We start from the raw sequence: 17,462 nt of genomic DNA on the forward strand, positions 1-17,462 counted from the left end.
CCGCGCCCGTCGCCGGCGGGGGCGGCGGCGGTTCCGGGGCGGCGCCGCGGATGCTGCCGGGCACGCGGCGCGGCAGGCCGTTCGCCGTGGTGCCGCCGGACGGCTGCTCGACCGGCCGGGGCCGGGGCGCGGGCGTGCGCGCCGCCGGCGCGGCGGGCTCTTCCCGCGGGAAGGCGCCCGGACGGCGGCGCGGCAGCCCGCCCGCGGTCACGGGTTCGCCGTTGGTCTCGGCGGCCGCCGCCGGTTCGGCGGTCACGGTGCGGGTGCCCGACCAGGCGCGCTCGGCCGGCTCGGTGACGATGCCGGTCGGCAGCAGCACGGTCGCGACCGTGCCGTGCGGGCTGCGCCGGTCGAGCCGGACGGTGACGTCGTGGCGGGCCGCGAGCCGGGCGACCACGGCGAGGCCCATGTGCCGCGCGGCGCCGTGGTCGAGCTCGCCGCCCGCGGCCAGGCGCGTGTTGAGCCCGGAGATGCGCTCGGCGGGGATGCCGATGCCTTCGTCCTCGACCCGGACGAGCACGCTGCCCTGCTCGGTGAGGTGGGCGCTGACGTGCACCGGCGAGCTCGGGGACGACTGGTTGGCGGCGTTGTCGAACAGCTCCGCCAGCACCCGGCCGAGGTCCTCGGCGGCGAAGCCGACGACACCGAGGTTGACGACCCGGCCGATGGTGATCCGGGCGTAGTGGTCGATCGAGGACATCGCCTCGCGCATGAGGTCGAGCAGCGAAGTGGCGCGCGCGGCGTCGTCGGCGGACTCCTGCCCGGACAGCACGCGCAGGTTCTCGGCGTTGCGGCGCAGCCGGGTGGCGAGGTGGTCCAGCTGGTAGAGCTCGGCGAGGCGGTGGTGGTCCTCCTCCCCCGCCTCCAGCTCCTCCAGGCGGGCGAGCAGCTGGTCGAGCAGGTTGAGGTCGCGCAGCGCGACGCTGGCGCAGATCTCGGCCAATACCGGCTCCCCGGCCGTCGGCGACGCCCCGGGGCGCGAGAGCTCCGCGATCGCCGGGCCGGCGGCGGGGACGTACTCGGCGGGCGCGTACCCGGGCGCGCCGTGCTGCGGGTGCTTCGGCGGCGCCGTGAGGTACTGCGCGGCGGCGACCCGCGAGCGGTCCAGCAGCACGCGTGATCGATCCAGGAGTTCCCGGGCGCGGCTCGCCATGTGTGGTCCCAACTCTTCCTTGCTCAGTTCTGTGATGCCGGCGTGCCGACCCCCGGCGGCGACGACGGACATGCAAGCAGACCGCATTGTTATGTGTCCACAACCCGTTCCCGCGCGTACGCGCCCGGTGACCACGGATCCGCCGCGTCATTCCTGGTGAGAGCAGCCGGTTGGGCCATTCGGCTCTATTTTGCAAGTTGCGTCACGCAACAGAGCGCACACGGCCGCCGATACCGCAGACCCGGAAGGCTCTCGCCACGGGATCCGGACCGTGTCCGGTTCGTCCCAATCTTGCGTGGCCCGCACTTTTTTGCGTGGCACGCAAGTTTTTCGCTACACTCCGCCCATGACGTCGCTCGACCCACCGAACCTGAGCCTGCGGGAGCGCAAGAAGCGCGAAGCCCGCCGGGCGCTGGCGCAGGCCGCCCTGCGGCTCGCGCTCGACCGCGGGCTGGAGAACGTCCGGGTGGAGGACATCGCGACCGAGGTCGGGGTCTCCCCGCGGACGTTCAACAACTACTTCTCGAGCAAGGAGCAAGCGGTCTGCTCGATGGTCGTCGACCGCCACGAGGGGATGCGCGAGGCGCTGCTCGCCCGGCCCGAGGGCGAGCCGTTGTGGGAGTCCGTCAAGCAGGCCGTGATCGAGCAATATTCACGTGAAGGCGAACCGGATCGCGCGTATGTTGCGCGTCTGCGGGAGCTGATGGGGCAGCTGATGCTGCGCGGGGAGTTCCTCAACGCCCACGCGGCGGTCGAGCGGGTCCTCGCCGAAACGATCGCCAAGCGGGCGGGCGGGGCGGACCACCTGCTGTGCCGCCTGATGGCCTCGTCGGTGGAAAGCGCGGTCCGGGTCGCCTTCGTCAACTGGTTCATGAGCGAGGGCGAACCGTTCCTGCCGACCCTGGAACGGCTGCTGGACGAGCTGGCCACCGGCATGCCGACCCTGACCGGCGGCACCACACCGAAAACCGAACCGGACACCACCACACTGGGGGAACCGTTGTGCTAGTCAAGCTCCTGCGCAGCCACCTGCGCCCGTACAAAACCACGCTGTGGGTGATCGTCGTGCTGCAGCTGGTGCAGACGATCGCGATGCTCTACCTGCCCACGCTCAACGCCGACATCGTCGACAACGGGCTGATCAAGGGCGACATGGGCTACATCATCCGCATCGGCGGGGTGATGCTCGCCGTGACGCTGGCCCAGATCGCCGGCTCGATCGGCGCGGTCTACTTCGGCGCCCGCACCGCGATGGCGGTCGGCCGCGACATCCGCGCCGGGATCTTCCACCAGGTGCAGGACTTCTCGGCCCGCGAGGTCGGCCAGTTCGGCACGCCGTCGCTGATCACCCGCACCACCAACGACGTCCAGCAGGTCCAGATGCTGGTGCTGATGACGCTGACGCTGATGGTGTCGGCGCCGATCATGTGCGTCGGCGGCATCGTCCTGGCGCTGAACCTCGACGTGCCGCTCTCCTCGCTGCTGCTGGTGATCGTGCCCGTGCTGGCGCTGGCCGTCGGGATCATCATCGCCCGGATGCGCCCGGCGTTCCGGCTGATGCAGGTGCGCCTCGACCGGATCAACCAGGTGCTGCGCGAGCAGATCATGGGCATCCGCGTCATCCGCGCGTTCGTCCGCGACAAGCACGAGCGCGCGCGGTTCGACGTCGCCAACGACGAGCTGCTCACCGTGTCGCTGCGGGTCGGGCGCCTGATGGCGCTGATGTTCCCGATCGTCATGCTGGTGATGAACGCTTCGAGCGTCGCGGTGCTGTGGTTCGGCGGGCAGCGCATCGACTCCGGCAGCATGCAGATCGGCGCCATGACGGCGTTCCTGTCCTACCTGCTGCAGATCCTGATGGCGGTCATGATGGCCACCTTCATGTTCATGATGGTGCCGCGCGCGGAGGTCAGCGCCGAGCGGATCAGCGAGGTGCTCGACACCGAGTCCAGCGTCCGCCCGCCGGTGACGCCGATCCGGCCCGGCAAGGTCCACGGGCACCTCGAGCTGTCCGGGGTCGAGTTCCGCTACCCCGGCGCGGAGGAGCCGGTGCTGTGCGACATCTCGCTGATCGGGCGCCCGGGTGAGACGACGGCGGTGATCGGCTCGACCGGTACCGGCAAGACCACGCTGCTCAACCTGATCCCCCGGCTGATGGACGCCACCCAGGGCACGGTGAAGGTCGACGGCGTCGACGTCCGCGACCTGGACCCGGCGGTGCTCGCCCGCGCGGTCGGGCTGGTGCCGCAGAAGCCGTACCTGTTCGCCGGCACCATCGCGACCAACCTCCGGTACGGCAACCCGGACGCCACCGACGAAGAGCTGTGGCACGCGCTGGAAGTGGCGCAGGGCAAGGACTTCGTCGAGGCGATGGCCGAAGGTCTCGACGCGCCGATCGCCCAGGGCGGCACGAACGTCTCGGGTGGGCAGCGGCAGCGGCTCGCGATCGCCCGGATGCTGGTGCACAAGCCGGAGATCTACCTGTTCGACGACTCGTTCTCCGCGCTCGACTACGCGACCGACGCGGCCTTGCGCCGCGCGCTCGTGCCGGAGACCGCCGACGCCACGGTGGTCATCGTCGCCCAGCGGGTCAGCACGATCCGCGGCGCCGACCGGATCATCGTCCTCGACGAGGGCCGCGTCGTCGGCACCGGAACCCACCACGAACTCATGGACGGCAACGAAACCTACCGGGAGATCGTGCTGTCCCAGCTGACCGAACAGGAAGCGGCATGAGTACCACGGAAGAGTCCGCCAAACCCGATGTCACCGAGGCCGGGGAACGGCGCACCGCCGAGCGGCACAAGAACACCGGCGCGGCGACCGTGGGGCCGGGGCGCTTCATGGCCGGCGGCGCGCCGCCGGAGAAGGCCCTCGACTTCAAGGGCTCCCTCAAGCGGCTGCTGCGCCTGCTGGCGCCGCAGCGGGCCGCCCTGATCGGCGTGCTCGTCCTCGGCGCGGCGAGCGTCACGCTCACCGTGATCGGGCCGAAGATCCTCGGCCAGGCCACCGACGCGATCCTGGCCGGCGTGCTCGGCAAGGCGGTGCCCCCGGGCGTCACCAAGGAACAGGTCGTCGCCGGGCTGCGTGCCCAGGGCAACGGCACGCTCGCCGACATCTACGGCCGGGTCGACCTCGTGCCCGGCGTCGGCATCGACTTCGACAAGGTCGGCCAGATCCTGCTGACCGTGCTGGCGCTGTTCGTCATCGCGTCGTTCTTCGGGCTGATCCAGGCCCGGCTGACCACGACGCTGGTGCAGCAGGCGGTCTACCGCCTGCGCCAGCAGGTCGAGGAGAAGTTCGCCCGGCTGCCGCTGAAGTACTTCGACCGCCAGCCGCGCGGCGAGGTCCTGTCCCGCGTCACCAACGACATCGACAACCTGGCGCAGTCGCTGCAGCAGACGCTGTCGCAGATCGTCGCGTCGCTGCTGACCGTGATCGGCGTGCTGATCATGATGTTCCTGATCTCGCCGCTGCTGGCGCTCATCGCGCTGATCACGGTGCCGCTCTCGGCGGTGGTGGCGGGGAAGGTCGGGAAGCGGGCCCAGCCGAACTTCATCAAGCAGTGGGCCACGACCGGCAAGCTCAACGCGCACGTCGAGGAGATGTACACCGGCCACTCGCTGGTCAAGGTGTTCGGCCGCCGCGGCGAGTCCGCGGCGATCTTCGACCAGCAGAACGAGACGCTGTACGAGGCGAGCTTCCGGGCGCAGTTCATCTCCGGGATGATCCAGCCGGCGATGATGTTCATCGGCAACCTGAGCTACGTCCTGGTGGCCGTGATCGGCGCCCTGCGCGTCGCGTCGGGCAGCCTCACCCTCGGCGAGGTGCAGGCGTTCATCCAGTACTCGCGCCAGTTCAGCCAGCCGGTGACGCAGATCGCCAGCATGGCGAACCTGCTGCAGTCCGGGGTCGCCTCGGCCGAGCGGGTGTTCGCGCTGCTCGACGCCGAGGAGCAGGGACCGGAGCCCGCCGACCCGGAGCGCCCGGCCGTCGTGCGCGGGCGCGTCGAGTTCCAGGACGTCTCGTTCCGCTACCTGCCGGAGAAGCCGCTCATCGACGACCTGTCGCTGACGGTCGAGCCCGGCCAGACGGTGGCGATCGTCGGCCCGACCGGTGCCGGCAAGACGACGCTGGTCAACCTGCTCATGCGGTTCTACGAGCTCGACGGCGGGCGGATCACGCTCGACGGCGTCGACATCGCGAAGATGAACCGCGAGGAGCTGCGCGACCAGACCGGCATGGTGCTGCAGGACGCGTGGCTCTTCGGCGGCACGATCGCGGAGAACATCGCCTACGGCGCCGACGACCCGACCCGCGACGAGATCATCGAAGCGGCGAAGGCGACGTACGTCGACCGGTTCGTGCGGACCCTGCCGGACGGCTACGAGACCGTCCTCGACGACGAGGGCGGCACGGTCAGCGCGGGTGAGAAGCAGCTGATCACGGTGGCGCGGGCGTTCCTGGCCCGGCCGGTCATCCTCATCCTCGACGAGGCGACCAGCTCGGTCGACACCCGCACCGAGGTGCTCATCCAGCGGGCGATGAACGAGCTGCGCTCGGGCCGCACCAGCTTCGTCATCGCGCACCGGCTCTCCACGATCCGGGACGCCGACGTGATCCTGGTGATGGAGCACGGGCAGATCGTCGAGCACGGCAACCACGAGACGCTCCTGCACAGCGACGGCGCGTACGCGCGGCTGTACGCGGCGCAGTTCGCCGAGGCCATGGCCGAGACGGACTGAGGCGTGCGTGCCCTCCCGGAGCCACCCGCTCCGGGAGGGCACGGCCGGAGGCGGGACCCGGTGCGGCGAGCGGTAATCTGGTGCCCTCCGAGCGAAGTGGGGGTGCCGGTCCCGCGATGGCCGACCGACTCGACGAGTACCGGCGCAAGCGCGACCGTGCCAAGACACCCGAGCCGTGGCCGGACGGCGCGCCGGAACCGGGCCAGGACGACCTGTTCGTCATCCAGGAGCACCACGCCTCCCGCCTGCACTGGGACTTCCGCCTCGAACGCGACGGCGTGCTCGTCTCGTGGGCGGTGCCGAAGGGCCTGCCCCGCTCCCCCGGTGTCAACCGGCTCGCGGTGCACACCGAGGACCACCCCATGGAGTACCTCGCGTTCGAAGGCGAGATCCCGGCGGGTGAGTACGGCGGCGGCTGGATGGCGATCTGGGACACCGGCCGCTACGAAACGCTGCACTGGAACGACCACAAGGTCGAAGTCGTCTTCCACGGCACCAAGGCCAGCGGCAAGTACCTGTTCCAGAACCGGCACAACCCGGAGGACGAGGGCGACTGGACCCTGCGCCGTCTCGACCCGGCCGAGGCCGGCCACGAGGACGCCCCCGAGTTCCTGGAGCCGATGACCGCGGTGCCCGGCGAGCTGCCTCCGGCGGCCGAAGACGCCGGCTGGGCCTACGAATTCGCCTGGGGCGGGGCGCGGACCATGCTCTGCGTGGCCGGCGGCCGGCTCACCGCGCACGACGGCTCCGGCGCCGACGTCACCGGCCGGTACCCGGAGCTGCACAAGCTCGGCGAGAGCCTCGGCTCGACGGAAGTGCTGCTGGACGGCGAGATCGTCGTGATCCGTGACGGCCGCCCGGATCCCGAAGGACTCCAGGAGCGCAGCCGGTTCGAGGGTTACGACGCGAAGCGGATCATGAAGCACAAGCCGGCTTTCTTCTTCGCCTACGACCTGCTGCACCACGAAGGCCGTCCGACGCTGGAGCTGCCCTACCTCGAGCGGCGGTCGCTGCTGGCGGACCTCGACCTGACCGGCGGGACCTGGCAGGTGCCCCAGTTCTTCGAGGGCAACGGCGAGGCCGTCCTGGGCGCGGCCCGCCAGCACGGGCTCGGCGGCATCTACGCCAAGCGCGCCGACAGCGGCTACACCCCGGGCGAGGCGGACGGGACCTGGCTGCACGTCGAGACGTGACCCCGGGCGTCAAAGCTTCTTCAGCAGCTCCAACGCCTTTGTCGGGGACGCCGCGTGCTCGGCCATCCCGGCCCACGGGTCTTCCTTGCGCGCCAGGCGTTCCTTGACGCGCTTGGGCGTCCAGCCGTCCGGCTCCGCCTGGCCCAGCTCGGGCCAGCCGATCGGCGTGGCGACCCCGGCCGAGGGGCGGGCTCGCAAGGAGTACGGCGCCACGAACGTCGACGTGTAGCCGTTGCGCAGGACGTCGAGGTACACGCGGTCGCCGCGCTGGGCCTTCCGCACCGCCGTGGTGAGGCGGTCGGGGTCGAGCCTCGCCAGCACCTCCGCCGCGGCTTTCGCGAGGTCACGCACCTCGTCGTAGGTCCGGCTGGGTTCGATCGGCGCGACGACGTGGAACCCGCGCCCGCCGGTGGCCTGCAGGTACGCGGTGAGCCCGGCGGCTTCGTAGACCTTCTTCACCAGCCGCGCGATGTCGCGCAGGTCGGCGACGGTGACGTGATCCGGCGGGTCGATGTCGATCAGCACCAGGTCCGGGTGCTCCAGATCGTCCACAGTGGACGACCAGATGTGGAACTCGATCGCGGCCTGGTTGGCCAGGTACACCAGCGTCGCGGGGTCGTCGCAGATCACGTGCCGCACGTCGCTGGTCGTCCGCTGCGGGATCGTCTCGACGCGGATCCACGACGGCAGCTTCGGGCTCGCTTCCTTCTGGTACCAGGTCTGGCCGGCGATGCCGTTCGGGTAGCGGCGCAGGGTGAGCGGCCGCCCGCGCAGGTGCGGCACCATCACCTCGGCGACCCTCCGGTAGTGCCCGACGACGTCGCCCTTGGTCAGGCCGGCGTCGGGGTAGTAGATCTTGCCCGGGTTCGACGTGGTGATCTCGTCGGGGTCCACCCGGCCGAGCCTGCCCGCCGCGGCCGGGCGCGTCCACTCGGAGCTTGCTCAGGCCCGCGTCAGCAGGACCGCTCCGCCCAGCACGACGACGGCCGCGGCGACCACGTTGCCCACCAGCGCCCCGGCCGAGGGCCAGGTCACCCACGTCGGGCGCAGCACCACCAGCGACAGCCCGGCCCATGCGCCGAGCACAGCGACGACCCAGGTCAGCGGGCGCGCCCGCGGCGTCGCCGTCCGGGCGATCGCCAGGGCCACCAGGACCAGGCCGGTGACGGTGTTGCTGAGCGCCAGGATCCCCGCTCCGCCGAAGTGGGTGAGCCACGGCGCCAGGACCAGGTACACCCCGGCCAGCAGCACGGCTCCGGTGGCCGCCCCCGCTACCGGGGCGGCGATGCGCGGTGAAGTCATCACGGCACCTCCCTCCGGAGAGGTACCCGGCGGTCGCGGGCGGTAATCGTGACCGGCCGGGACCTGCCCGCAGCCCTCATGGCGGGCAGGCTCCGGCCGGACGGCTCAGCAGCCGCAGGTGTAGTACGTGATGTCCCAGTGGTTGCCCTCGTCGCAGTAGAGGTTGCCGGAGCCGGCTTTCCACTGCGGGTAGCCGTCGCCACGCAGCCCGATGTAGCTGAAGCTGTTCTTGATGTAGCTGTCGATGCAGCTGTTGTGCGCGATGTCCACCTTGTAGCCGTTGTAGTGGCTGTAGGTGCCCGACGCGTGCCCGACCTCGGTGCCGCCGGTGATGTTGATCGCGCAGCCGCTCGCCCGCTTCAGCGTGATCACGCCGGTGACCGTGGTCTGGTTGATCTGCTCGTAGGACGTGCAGGTCGAGTTCGACCTGGTGGTGCAGCCGCCGCTGGACGAGTGGGTCACCCCGGCCGCGGACAGCTGGGACGCGGCCGCCGACTGGCTGAGCTTGGTGACCTCGACCTCCGCCGAAGCGGTTCCGATGGTGGCGAACACCACCGCGGCCGAAGCGGTCAGCCCCACCGCCGCCCGCACGAGCATCCGTTGTCCCGACATGACTTGCCTCCTCGGTGCCTTGATCCGATGGCGGCAGCCAAAAGGGCCCGACCATAACTTCGCCAAACACGACCGGTCGCGCGGCGGGCGTGGTGGGGTCAGGTCCTGATCTTCGTCAAGACTTCACGAGTCCGCTCCCGCTCCGGGGAGGCACTGGTCACGGCGTTGAGCTCGTGCAGCGCCCGCAGCTCCCACAGCGGGAAACCGAGGTCGCGGAACAGGTCGGCCGACATCCGCAGCACCTGCACCGCCTGCCGTTCCGCGGCGTCACCCGCCTGGGTCCGGCCGAGGCTGAGCAGGGCGTACCCGGCCCCGCGGCGGTCGCGCAGTTCGCGGAACACGCCCATCGCCAGCCGCAGGTGCTGTCGCGCTCCCGCGGGGTCGCCGGCCCGGCGGCGCGCCTCGGCCAGGCTGCGGTGGGTGTAGGCGGCGGCGTGCCGGTGCCCGATCTGCTCGAACAGGTCCAGGGAGCGGGTCAGGCAGCGTTCGCCGTCGGCCAGCTCCCCCGCCTCGGCGTGCAGGTCGCCCAGGCTGCGCAGGACGTGCGCCTCCCAGTGCCGCTCCCGGGTGCGGACGGCGCCGCCGAGAGCGCCGGTGAGCAGGTCGGCCGCCTGGTCGCAGCCGCCGTGGCGGCGCAGGACGTCGGCGTAGCGCTTGGCGGCCTGGTCGTGCCAGCGCCCGTCCTCGCATTCGCGGGCCAGCAGCATGCTCACCTCGAAGCTCTCGACCGCGCCCCGGACGTCGCCGACGTCCTCGGCCAGCGAGCCCAGCTGCGCCGCCGCGGCCGCCTGGCCGCGCCGGTCACCGCAGTCGCGCAGCAGGTCGAGTGCCTCCCGCAGCTCCGTCTCCGCGGCCCGCGCCTCGCCGCTGTCGAGGTGGATGTCGGCGAGCGCGGCCAGCACCGCGGCCGTGCCGTTCGGGTCGTCGAGCACCCGGAACCGGTTCTCGGCCATGACGAAGTACCGGCGCGCCTGCCGCCACCGGCCCTGCTGCCAGTGCACGGAACCCAGGGTGAAGAGCTTCTCGGCCTCGGCGTGCGGGTCGTTGCGGCGCCGCGCCGCGGCCAGCCCGAGCACCGACACGGCGCGGGCGGAGTGGTCCAGCCACGGCGTGCCGGCCAGCTCGGTGCAGGCGTCGGCGAGGCGTCCGGTGAGCTCGTGCCAGCCGCGCGCGCCGGCCAGCCGGACGGCGGCGGCGAGGTGCGCGGTCTCCCCCGCCGCCCAGCCCGCCGGGTCGGCCGCGACCCGGCGCAGCGTCGCCGGGTCCGGCTTCGGGCCGCCGGGCGACGGGCGGCCCCGGGCCTGCTCGGCGAGCGCCAGCGTCACCTCGCACGCGCGGCGCAGCGCGACCCCGTCGGTCGCCGGGGCCGTGCCCTCGGCCAGCACGAGGCGGACGAACGGCGCCACCGCCCAGCGGGCGCCGTCCGGGACCAGCACGTGTCCGGAGGCCACGGCGTCGAGCCGGTCGCGGGCCTCGTCGAGCGGCTTGCCGAGCAGGGCGGCGGCACACCAGTCGGGCACGGGTGCGTCGAACGCGGTGAGCAGCCGCAGCAGGTACCGGTCGGCCGCGGGGCGTTCGCGCAGGGCCGCCGTGACGGCCGCCCGGACGCTCAGGTCGCCCGCGGTCAGCTCGTCGAGCCGGCGGCGCTCGTCGGCCAGCCGCACGGCCAGCTCCGCGACGCGCTGCCGCGGCCGCCCGGCGAGCTTGGCCCCGGCGATCCGGACGGCGAGCGCCAAGCCCGCGCAGTGGCCGAGAAGCCGTTTCGCGGCTTCGGGTTCCGCACGCAGCCGGGCCTCCCCCACGATCGCCGCGAGCAAGGCATATGCGTCCGCTGTGGACAGTCCGGCGACCGGGACCGGGTGCGCCCCGCACAGCCCGGGCAGCGCCCGGCGGGACGTCACGAGGGTGGCGCAGCCGGGCCCGCTCGGCAGCAGGGCGCGGACCTGTGCCTCGGACGCGGCGTCCTCGAGTACCACCAGGAGCCGCCGCTCGGCGGTGTAGCACCGCCAGAGCCCGGGCAGGCCGGCCCGGTCGGCCAGCTCCGCCGGGGTCGCACCGAGCACCCGCAGGAACCCGGTCAGCACGGCCGCTGGGTCGGCCGGGCCGGACAGCGTCGCGACCAGCTGGCCGTCCGGGAACCGGCGGCGGGCCCGCCAGGCGGCCTGCACCGCCAGCGCGGACTTCCCGGCGCCGGCCGCGCCGTGCAGCACCACCGGGGCCGGGCCGCGCAGGGCCCGGGTGACGTCGGCCAGCTCGGCCGTCCGCCCGGTGAAGTCGGGCACGGCGGGCGGCAGCTGTGCCGGCGGCCCCGGGGTCGTCCAGTCGGTGCCGGCGATCCGGCGGTAGACGTCGACCAGGTCCGCGCTCGGCCAGACGCCGGCCTCTTCCCAGAGCGCGCGCCGCGTCCGCCGGAGCACCTCGAGGGCCGACTCGCGGCGGCCGACGGCGCCGAGCGCGGCCGCGAGGCGCCCGGCGAAGCGTTCGTCGGCGGGCCGGGCCGCGACCACCGGGTCCAGCCGTTCGACGACGGACCCGCCGTCGCCGTCGGCGAGCTCCAGCTCGACCAGCTGCAGCAGCGCCGCCGAGCGCCGGTCCTCCAGCCACAGCTTGTGCGCCTCCAGCAGCGGCCCGCCGGCGACGTCGGCGAAGGCGTCACCCCGCCAGCACGCGAGGGCCCGTTCGAGGGCGCGCCGGCGCTGGGCGCGGTCGTCGGCCCCGGCGGACAGCAGCGTCAGGAAGTCGTCGGCGTCCAGCTCACCGGGCTCGACGACCAGCGCGTACCCCCGCGGGCCCGACCGCAGGCGCTGCCCGGCCGCGGCGGCGCCGAGACCGGGCGAGAGCGTCTTGCGCAGCTTCGAGACGGTAACCTGGACGATCGCCGCGGCGCTCGACGGCGCGCCGTCCGGCCACAGCTCGTCGACCAGCGTGTCGCGCCCGACGTACTGACCGGCCCGCGCGAGCAGCACGGCGAGCAGCCGCCGGGGCTGAGCCGCCGAGGGCAGCGGGACGGTGGCCGTCAGAGGGCCGAGGACCTGGAACCGCACGGCTTAACACCCCACCCGCGAGATCACCTGATCGAGCGAGCTGACCCTAGCCGTCCGGGGCCGTCCGGGAAGGCCACTCACCCGGATGGCCGACGCCGTTCGCCTCAGGCGTGCGCGAGCAGCTTCTCCAGCAGCTCCGGATGGTCGGCGAGTCCTTCCCGCAGCGTGTACTCGCGAAGCGGCTTCAGGTCGCCGTAGGGCGGGTTGTCCCAGTCGAGCGCGCCCTGCGGCGGCTCCGGGTCGTATTCGATGCCGAACTGGACGGTCGTCGCGACCTCGCGCCCGGCCAGCCGTTCGACCAGGTGCAGGGCCAGGTCGATGCCGGCCGACACGCCCGCCGCGGTGATCACCTTGCCGTCCTCCACCCAGCGCTTCGCGACCGGCGTCGCGCCCAGGCCGGTGAGGACGTCCCGGAACATCCAGTGGGTGGTCGCCTGCTTCCCCTCCAGGAGCCCGGCCGCGCCGAGGACGAGCGAGCCGGTGCAGACCGACGTCACCAGCTCCGCGGTGGCGGACGCGGACCGCAGCCAGGCGAGCAGGGTTTCGTCGGCCATCGCGCGCAGCGTCGGCACGGTGCCGCCGGGCACCAGCACCGCGAACGGCGAGGGCACCTCGTCGAACGTGTGGCTCGGCGCGAGCCGCAGCGGGGTGTCCGTGGCGAGCTCGTCCTTCGTCGCGCCGACCACGACGGTCCGGTACCCGGGATCGATCTGGGCCAGCGCGCTCAGCACCTGCAGCGGGCCCACCAGGTCGAGCGGTGTGAGGCCCGGGTACAGGACGAAGGCGATGGTCTTCTGCTCATCGGTCATGGTCCCCACCCTGGCGGGGACGCCGTGGTGCCGAAGCCGTGATGTCCGTAATCCTGCGAACCGCGTCCGAGCGCCGGTCGGGCTGCTAGCGTCCGCTCATGCCAGGCTCACCCAGACGGGTCGTGATCGTCGGATTCCCCGACGCCGAGCTGCTGGACATCGCCTGTCCCGCCGACGTGTTCGACGCCGCGAACCGGCACGGCGCGCGGCCGCCGTACGAGATCCGCCTCGCCAACCTCGACGGCCGGCCGATCCACACCGCCTCCGGCCTGATCCTGCAGCCGCACCTGCGGCTCGACCAGGTCCCCGCGGACCTGGACACCCTGGTCGTCGCCGGCGGCTGGGGCAGCACGACCGCCGCGGGCGACGAGCGCGTGCTCGCCCAGGTCCGGCGCCTGGCCCGGACGAGCCGGCGCGTCGCGTCGGTGTGCACCGGCGCCGAGGTGCTCGCCGCGGCCGGGCTGCTCAACGGCCGCCGCGCGACCACGCACTGGCGTTACGCCGCGAAACTCGCCGCGGACTACCCCTCGGTGACGGTCGACCCGGTGCCGCTCTACATCCGCCACGGCAACGTCTACACCGCGGCCGGCGTCACCAGCGGGCTCGACCTGACGCTGTCGCTGGTCGAGGCCGACCACGGCCCGTCGCTGGCCCGCGAAGCCGCCCGTTCGCTGGTCACCTACCTGCAGCGGCCGGGCAACCAGGCGCAGGTCAGCCTGTTCCTGTCCGGCCCGCCGCCGGAGCACCGCGAGGTCCGCGACCTCACGGCGTACATCGCCGAGCACCTCGACGAGGACCTCGGCACCCCGGCCCTGGCCACCCGCGCCGGGATCAGCACCCGCCAGCTGACCCGCCTGTTCGACGCCCACCTCGGCACGACACCCGGCCGCTACGTCCGCACGATCCGCACCGAGCAGGCGGCCCGCCTGCTGTCCGGCACCGACCTCCCGCTGGCCACGATCGCCCGCCGCTGCGGCTTCGGCTCCACCGAAACGCTCCGCCAGGCCTTCCTCGACCACTTCGACACCCCGCCGTCGGCCTACCGCCGGGTCCACGTCCGCCACACCCACGGCTGACACCGTGTCGTCCATCCAGGTACGCGTGTCGTCCGCCTGAGTACGCGTGTCGTCCATCCGCATCCGGTACCGGACCGGCGAACTCGCGCACCCGGATGGACGACACGCGTACGTGGACGGACGACACGGGAGGAACCGGGCGGCACCGCGGCCCGTTGCGCGGGGCGAGGGATCGCGCTGTCAGGATGTGCGGGTGGACCGCCCCGACCTCGACGACGAAACCGGCCCGATCCGCCGGGTCACCGACGAGGCTTCGCCCACCCGCGGAACGCCGGGTACGCCCCGGAAACCGGCCCGCCGGACACCGCCGGAAGGCACTCCCGCGGGAACCCGGCGCCGCGCGGACACCGGACCACAGCGAGTCCCCGGGAACCCGGGTGACACCGGCGCACAACGGATTCCGGGTGACACCGGCGCCCAGCGGGTCCCCCGCAAACGCGGCGACACGGGACCGCAGCGCACCACCGGAAAGCTGACCGACACGGGATCGCAACAGGTGCCGGGAACGCCCAGCACCACCGGGGCGCAACGGATTCCGGGCAAAGCCGGCGACACCGGCGCGCGGCGGATTCCCGGCAAACGCGGCGACACCGGACCGCAGCGCGCGGCCGGCAAACCGACCGACACCGGCGCCCAGCGTGTCCCCGCCGACACCGCGACCCAGCGCGTCCCCGGCAAACGCGGCGACACCGGACCCCAACGCGCAACCGGCAAACCGACCGACACCGGCGCCCAGCGGATTCCGGGCGACACCGGACCGCAGCGCGCCGCCGGGAAGCCGGGTGACACCGGGCCGCAACGGGCCGCCCGGCGCGGCGACACCGGACCCCAGCGAGCCGCCGACGGCCGCGCGAAGGCGGCCGCGAAACCCCAGGAACCCGCCCCAGCCCCCGAAACCGGCCATGGTCACGGGCACGGGCACGGCCCGGCCGCCCCGGCCTCCCGCCGCGTCCGGCTGCTGCTCATCTGGATGCTGGCACCGCTGGCGCTGGCCACCGTGGTCGCGATGGTCGTGCTGTACCCGTGGGGCAAGGCGTCGCCGACGAGCGTCGTGCCGCAGGGCACCCCCGTGCACGCGTCGATCTCCGCCACCGCCACCGGGCCGTGCCTCGCGCAGGGGCAGGTCCAGGTCGGCGACCAGACCGACCCGAACGCCAAGCCGTGCCTGACCGTCGACCTGTCGATGACCGACGGCCCGGCCACCGGAAAGCCGCTCCGCCTCACCGTGCCGATCGAGCCCAGCACCCCGCGCTTCGCCGCGGGGGACGCCGTCGTGCTCGCCTACAACGGCGGCAACGCGGGTGACCCGCAGAGCTTCCAGCTGGTCGACTTCCAGCGCGGCACGCCGCTGCTCGTGCTGGCCGCGCTCTTCGCCGTCGCCGTGCTGGTCCTCGGCCGCTGGCAGGGCCTCGCCGCGCTGATCGCGCTCGGCCTGTCCTTCGCGGTGATCGCGCTGTTCATCCTGCCGGCCATCCTCGCCGGCGAAAACCCGCTGGTCGTGGCGATCGCCGGGGCGGGCGCGATCATGTTCATCGCGTTGTACCTGACCCACGGGCTGACGGCGAGAACGTCCGCCGCCGTGCTCGGCACGCTCGTCAGCCTCGCGTTGATCGGCGTGCTCTCGGCGATCTTCTCGGCCGCCGCGTCGCTGACCGGGCTCGACGACAGCACGTCCACGCTGATCGGCTCGCTCGGCCACGGGATCGACGCGCGCGGGCTGCTGCTCGCCGGCGTCGTGATCGGCGCGCTGGGTGTGCTCGACGACGTCACGGTCACCCAGACCAGCGCCGTCTGGGAGCTGCGCCGCGCCAACCCGGACCTGAGCTGGCGGGAGCTGTACCGCTCGGGCCTGCGGATCGGCCGCGACCACGTCGGTTCGGCGGTGAACACGCTCGTGATGGCCTACGCCGGGGCCGCGCTGCCCGTGCTGCTCTACTCGTCGATCTCCGGCGTCGGGCTGGGCGCGCTGCTCGGCAGCGAGGAGATCGCCCAGGAGATCATCCGGACGCTGGCCGGCAGCGTCGGCATCGTGGCGGCCGTCCCGGTGACGACGGTCCTCGCCGCGCTCATCGCCTCCCGCGAGCCCGCCGGGTACCTCAGCAGCACCACGAAAGCCGTTCCGTCACACCCGTAACACCGGCGAACCCCGCCGTGCCGCGCGCCGCCACACGCGGTAGGAAGACGGCAGCCGATCCGGGGAGGCGCCATGTTCGTGCTCATCGGCCCGCGTCAGGTCGTGCGCGGCGCGCTGCGGCTGGTCACGGCCACCGTCCAGGCCGTCGAGTCGCTCCCGCGCATCGCCGCGGCCCTCGACGACGTCCGGGCGACGCTGCACCAGGTCGAGCGCCTCACCGCCTACGTCGCGCAGGAGGTCCCGGAGCTCGTCTACCAGCTCGAGCAGCTGCGCGACCCGGACGAGGAGCTCAGTCGAGAGTCGCCACGAACCGGCTGACGGCCTCCATCGTGAACCGCTGCACGTACTTGCCCGACGGCGCCACCGAAGCCAGCCGGTAGAGCGGGCGCTCGGCGACGCCGGTGCCGCGCGCCTCCGCCTTCAGCTCCGCCACCAGCAGCTCCCCGAAGACCAGGCCGTTCGCCTCGGTGTTGTTCATCAGCGCGTTGGCCAGCTTCCGCAGCTGCAGGATGCCCAGCTCGCGCCCGCCGGTGCCGGAGAACACCGCGAGGTCGACCTTCGCCACCTTCCGCCGGTTGCCCGCGTTGACCAGCAGGCTCACCGTGCGGCTGCCGCGGACGTCGCCGACCACGAGGTCCAGCCGGGTCGCGGTGACGAGGTCGACGTGGCGCAGCCCCCACGTGCGCACGATCAGCGTCGAGCCCTCGAGCCAGACGCGGCGCCGGATGCTGACCGCCATCACGTAGACCAGCGGCAGGGCGATCACGACGGCGACGACCAGGCCGGTCACCGTGCCGCCGATCAGGCCGGCGACCCCGCCGAACGCGGCGGCGACGATCAGCACGCCGATCAGCCCGGAGATGCCACGACGGCGGCGGCCGCGCGCGTCCTCGTCGAACAGCGGCAGCCGCTCCTTCGACTCCTGCTCCATGCTCACGCCCCCGTCCCGGCGAGGAACGGGTTGCCCGCGCGTTCCCGGCCGATCGTCGTCGCCGGGCCGTGGCCCGGCAGCACCACCGTGTCGTCCGGGAAACCCGCCAGCAGGTCGCGCAGCGACGCCGTGACGTCGCCGCGGCCGACCGAACCCGCGAACAGCGTGTCGCCGGTCAGCGCGATCCGCCCGCCTTCGGCCGACGTGATCGACAACACCACCGAACCCGGGGTGTGCCCCGGCGCGTGCCGGACGTCGACGTCGAGGCCGGCGAAGCGCTGCGTGCCCTCTTCCAGCGGCACACTCTCGCCGTCGTACAGCGAGGCGTCCGCGGGGTGCAGGTGCAGCGGGCCGGCCGGCAGCGAAGCGGCCGAAGCCACGTGGTCGGGGTGGCCGTGCGTGGCGACGAGCGCCGCGGGGACCAGCCGGTGCTCGGCGAGCGCGGCGGCCAGCGGCGCGGCCA

15 protein-coding genes are annotated in these 17,462 nt (G+C 73.1%); 7 read left to right on the forward strand and 8 right to left on the reverse strand.

Going from position 1 to position 17,462, the window contains the following annotated elements:
• Window positions 1-1,153, reverse strand: a 1,153-nt coding sequence (locus ACGFMK_RS46155; RefSeq protein WP_392777491.1) for a sensor histidine kinase, incomplete at its 3' end; no start/stop codon positions are given.
• 346 nt (window positions 1,154-1,499) lie between these two features.
• Between ACGFMK_RS46155 and ACGFMK_RS46160 the strand changes: the two genes are divergently transcribed.
• From ACGFMK_RS46160 to ACGFMK_RS46175, 4 genes are all read left to right on the forward strand, one after another.
• A complete protein-coding gene (locus tag ACGFMK_RS46160) occupies window positions 1,500-2,162 on the forward strand; it encodes a TetR/AcrR family transcriptional regulator (protein ID WP_392777494.1) in 663 nt (220 codons plus the stop codon).
• Window positions 2,156-3,889 carry an ABC transporter ATP-binding protein gene (locus ACGFMK_RS46165; protein WP_392777497.1) on the forward strand — a complete coding sequence of 578 codons (1,734 nt, stop codon included), beginning with the start codon at window positions 2,156-2,158 and terminating at the stop codon, window positions 3,887-3,889. The genes ACGFMK_RS46160 and ACGFMK_RS46165 overlap by 7 nt, the downstream gene beginning before the upstream one ends.
• A complete protein-coding gene (locus tag ACGFMK_RS46170; RefSeq protein WP_392777500.1) occupies window positions 3,886-5,898 on the forward strand; it encodes an ABC transporter ATP-binding protein in 2,013 nt (670 codons plus the stop codon). Before ACGFMK_RS46165 ends, ACGFMK_RS46170 begins: the two co-directional genes overlap by 4 nt.
• Before the next feature lie 116 nt (window positions 5,899-6,014).
• Window positions 6,015-7,091: a DNA polymerase ligase N-terminal domain-containing protein gene (locus ACGFMK_RS46175; RefSeq protein ID WP_392777503.1), complete on the forward strand. Its 1,077-nt coding sequence runs from the start codon at window positions 6,015-6,017 to the stop codon at window positions 7,089-7,091.
• 9 nt (window positions 7,092-7,100) lie between these two features.
• On the opposite strand, the gene ligD is transcribed toward ACGFMK_RS46175, so the two are convergent.
• The 5 genes from ligD to ACGFMK_RS46200 all read right to left on the reverse strand — a co-directional run bounded on the left by ligD (window position 7,101) and on the right by ACGFMK_RS46200 (window position 12,858).
• A complete protein-coding gene (ligD, locus tag ACGFMK_RS46180) occupies window positions 7,101-7,985 on the reverse strand; it encodes a non-homologous end-joining DNA ligase (protein WP_392777506.1) in 885 nt (294 codons plus the stop codon).
• Between the two features lie 48 nt (window positions 7,986-8,033).
• Window positions 8,034-8,393, reverse strand: a complete 360-nt coding sequence (locus tag ACGFMK_RS46185; protein WP_392777508.1) for an SPW repeat protein — start codon at window positions 8,391-8,393, stop codon at window positions 8,034-8,036.
• A 105-nt stretch (window positions 8,394-8,498) separates the two neighbouring features.
• Window positions 8,499-9,005 (reverse strand): hypothetical protein, encoded by a 507-nt coding sequence (locus tag ACGFMK_RS46190; protein ID WP_392777511.1) that lies wholly within the window; start codon window positions 9,003-9,005, stop codon window positions 8,499-8,501.
• A gap of 98 nt (window positions 9,006-9,103) precedes the next feature.
• Entirely contained in the window at window positions 9,104-12,049 is a 2,946-nt protein-coding gene (locus ACGFMK_RS46195; RefSeq protein ID WP_392777514.1) for a BTAD domain-containing putative transcriptional regulator, read from the reverse strand.
• A 104-nt stretch (window positions 12,050-12,153) separates the two neighbouring features.
• Window positions 12,154-12,858 (reverse strand): DJ-1/PfpI family protein, encoded by a 705-nt coding sequence (locus tag ACGFMK_RS46200; protein ID WP_392777517.1) that lies wholly within the window; start codon window positions 12,856-12,858, stop codon window positions 12,154-12,156.
• Window positions 12,859-12,956: 98 nt separating this feature from the next.
• Here ACGFMK_RS46200 and ACGFMK_RS46205 point away from each other — a divergent pair, with 98 nt between their 5' ends.
• The 3 genes from ACGFMK_RS46205 to ACGFMK_RS46215 all read left to right on the forward strand — a co-directional run bounded on the left by ACGFMK_RS46205 (window position 12,957) and on the right by ACGFMK_RS46215 (window position 16,386).
• Window positions 12,957-13,934, forward strand: coding sequence for a GlxA family transcriptional regulator (locus ACGFMK_RS46205; protein ID WP_392777520.1), 978 nt, complete (start codon window positions 12,957-12,959; stop codon window positions 13,932-13,934).
• Window positions 13,935-14,673: 739 nt separating this feature from the next.
• Window positions 14,674-16,068, forward strand: coding sequence for a YibE/F family protein (locus tag ACGFMK_RS46210; protein WP_392777528.1), 1,395 nt, complete (start codon window positions 14,674-14,676; stop codon window positions 16,066-16,068).
• A 72-nt stretch (window positions 16,069-16,140) separates the two neighbouring features.
• Entirely contained in the window at window positions 16,141-16,386 is a 246-nt protein-coding gene (locus tag ACGFMK_RS46215) for a hypothetical protein (protein ID WP_392777523.1), read from the forward strand.
• Here the strand turns inward: ACGFMK_RS46215 and ACGFMK_RS46220 are convergent.
• A complete protein-coding gene (locus ACGFMK_RS46220) occupies window positions 16,358-16,999 on the reverse strand; it encodes a hypothetical protein (protein WP_392777531.1) in 642 nt (213 codons plus the stop codon). The two genes, ACGFMK_RS46215 and ACGFMK_RS46220, sit on opposite strands and share 29 nt — an antisense overlap.
• A gap of 2 nt (window positions 17,000-17,001) precedes the next feature.
• On the reverse strand, window positions 17,002-17,462 hold a 461-nt coding region (locus tag ACGFMK_RS46225), incomplete at its 5' end, for an MBL fold metallo-hydrolase (protein WP_392777525.1).

Origin of the sequence: Amycolatopsis sp. NPDC049252 (assembly GCF_043197175.1) — a bacterium.
Lineage (GTDB): Bacteria > Actinomycetota > Actinomycetes > Mycobacteriales > Pseudonocardiaceae > Amycolatopsis.

Bases quoted from the DNA above. Each gene is read 5' to 3' on its own strand.
- ACGFMK_RS46160 (WP_392777494.1), top strand. From the start codon at position 1,500: ATGACGTCGCTCGACCCACCGAACCTGAGCCTGCGGGAGCGCAAGAAG.
- ACGFMK_RS46170 (WP_392777500.1), top strand. From the start codon at position 3,886: ATGAGTACCACGGAAGAGTCCGCCAAACCCGATGTCACCGAGGCCGGG.
- ACGFMK_RS46175 (WP_392777503.1), top strand. From the start codon at position 6,015: ATGGCCGACCGACTCGACGAGTACCGGCGCAAGCGCGACCGTGCCAAG.
- ACGFMK_RS46185 (WP_392777508.1), bottom strand. From the start codon at position 8,393: ATGACTTCACCGCGCATCGCCGCCCCGGTAGCGGGGGCGGCCACCGGA.
- ACGFMK_RS46190 (WP_392777511.1), bottom strand. From the start codon at position 9,005: ATGTCGGGACAACGGATGCTCGTGCGGGCGGCGGTGGGGCTGACCGCT.
- ACGFMK_RS46200 (WP_392777517.1), bottom strand. From the start codon at position 12,858: ATGACCGATGAGCAGAAGACCATCGCCTTCGTCCTGTACCCGGGCCTC.
- ACGFMK_RS46205 (WP_392777520.1), top strand. From the start codon at position 12,957: ATGCCAGGCTCACCCAGACGGGTCGTGATCGTCGGATTCCCCGACGCC.
- ACGFMK_RS46215 (WP_392777523.1), top strand. From the start codon at position 16,141: ATGTTCGTGCTCATCGGCCCGCGTCAGGTCGTGCGCGGCGCGCTGCGG.
- ACGFMK_RS46220 (WP_392777531.1), bottom strand. From the start codon at position 16,999: ATGGAGCAGGAGTCGAAGGAGCGGCTGCCGCTGTTCGACGAGGACGCG.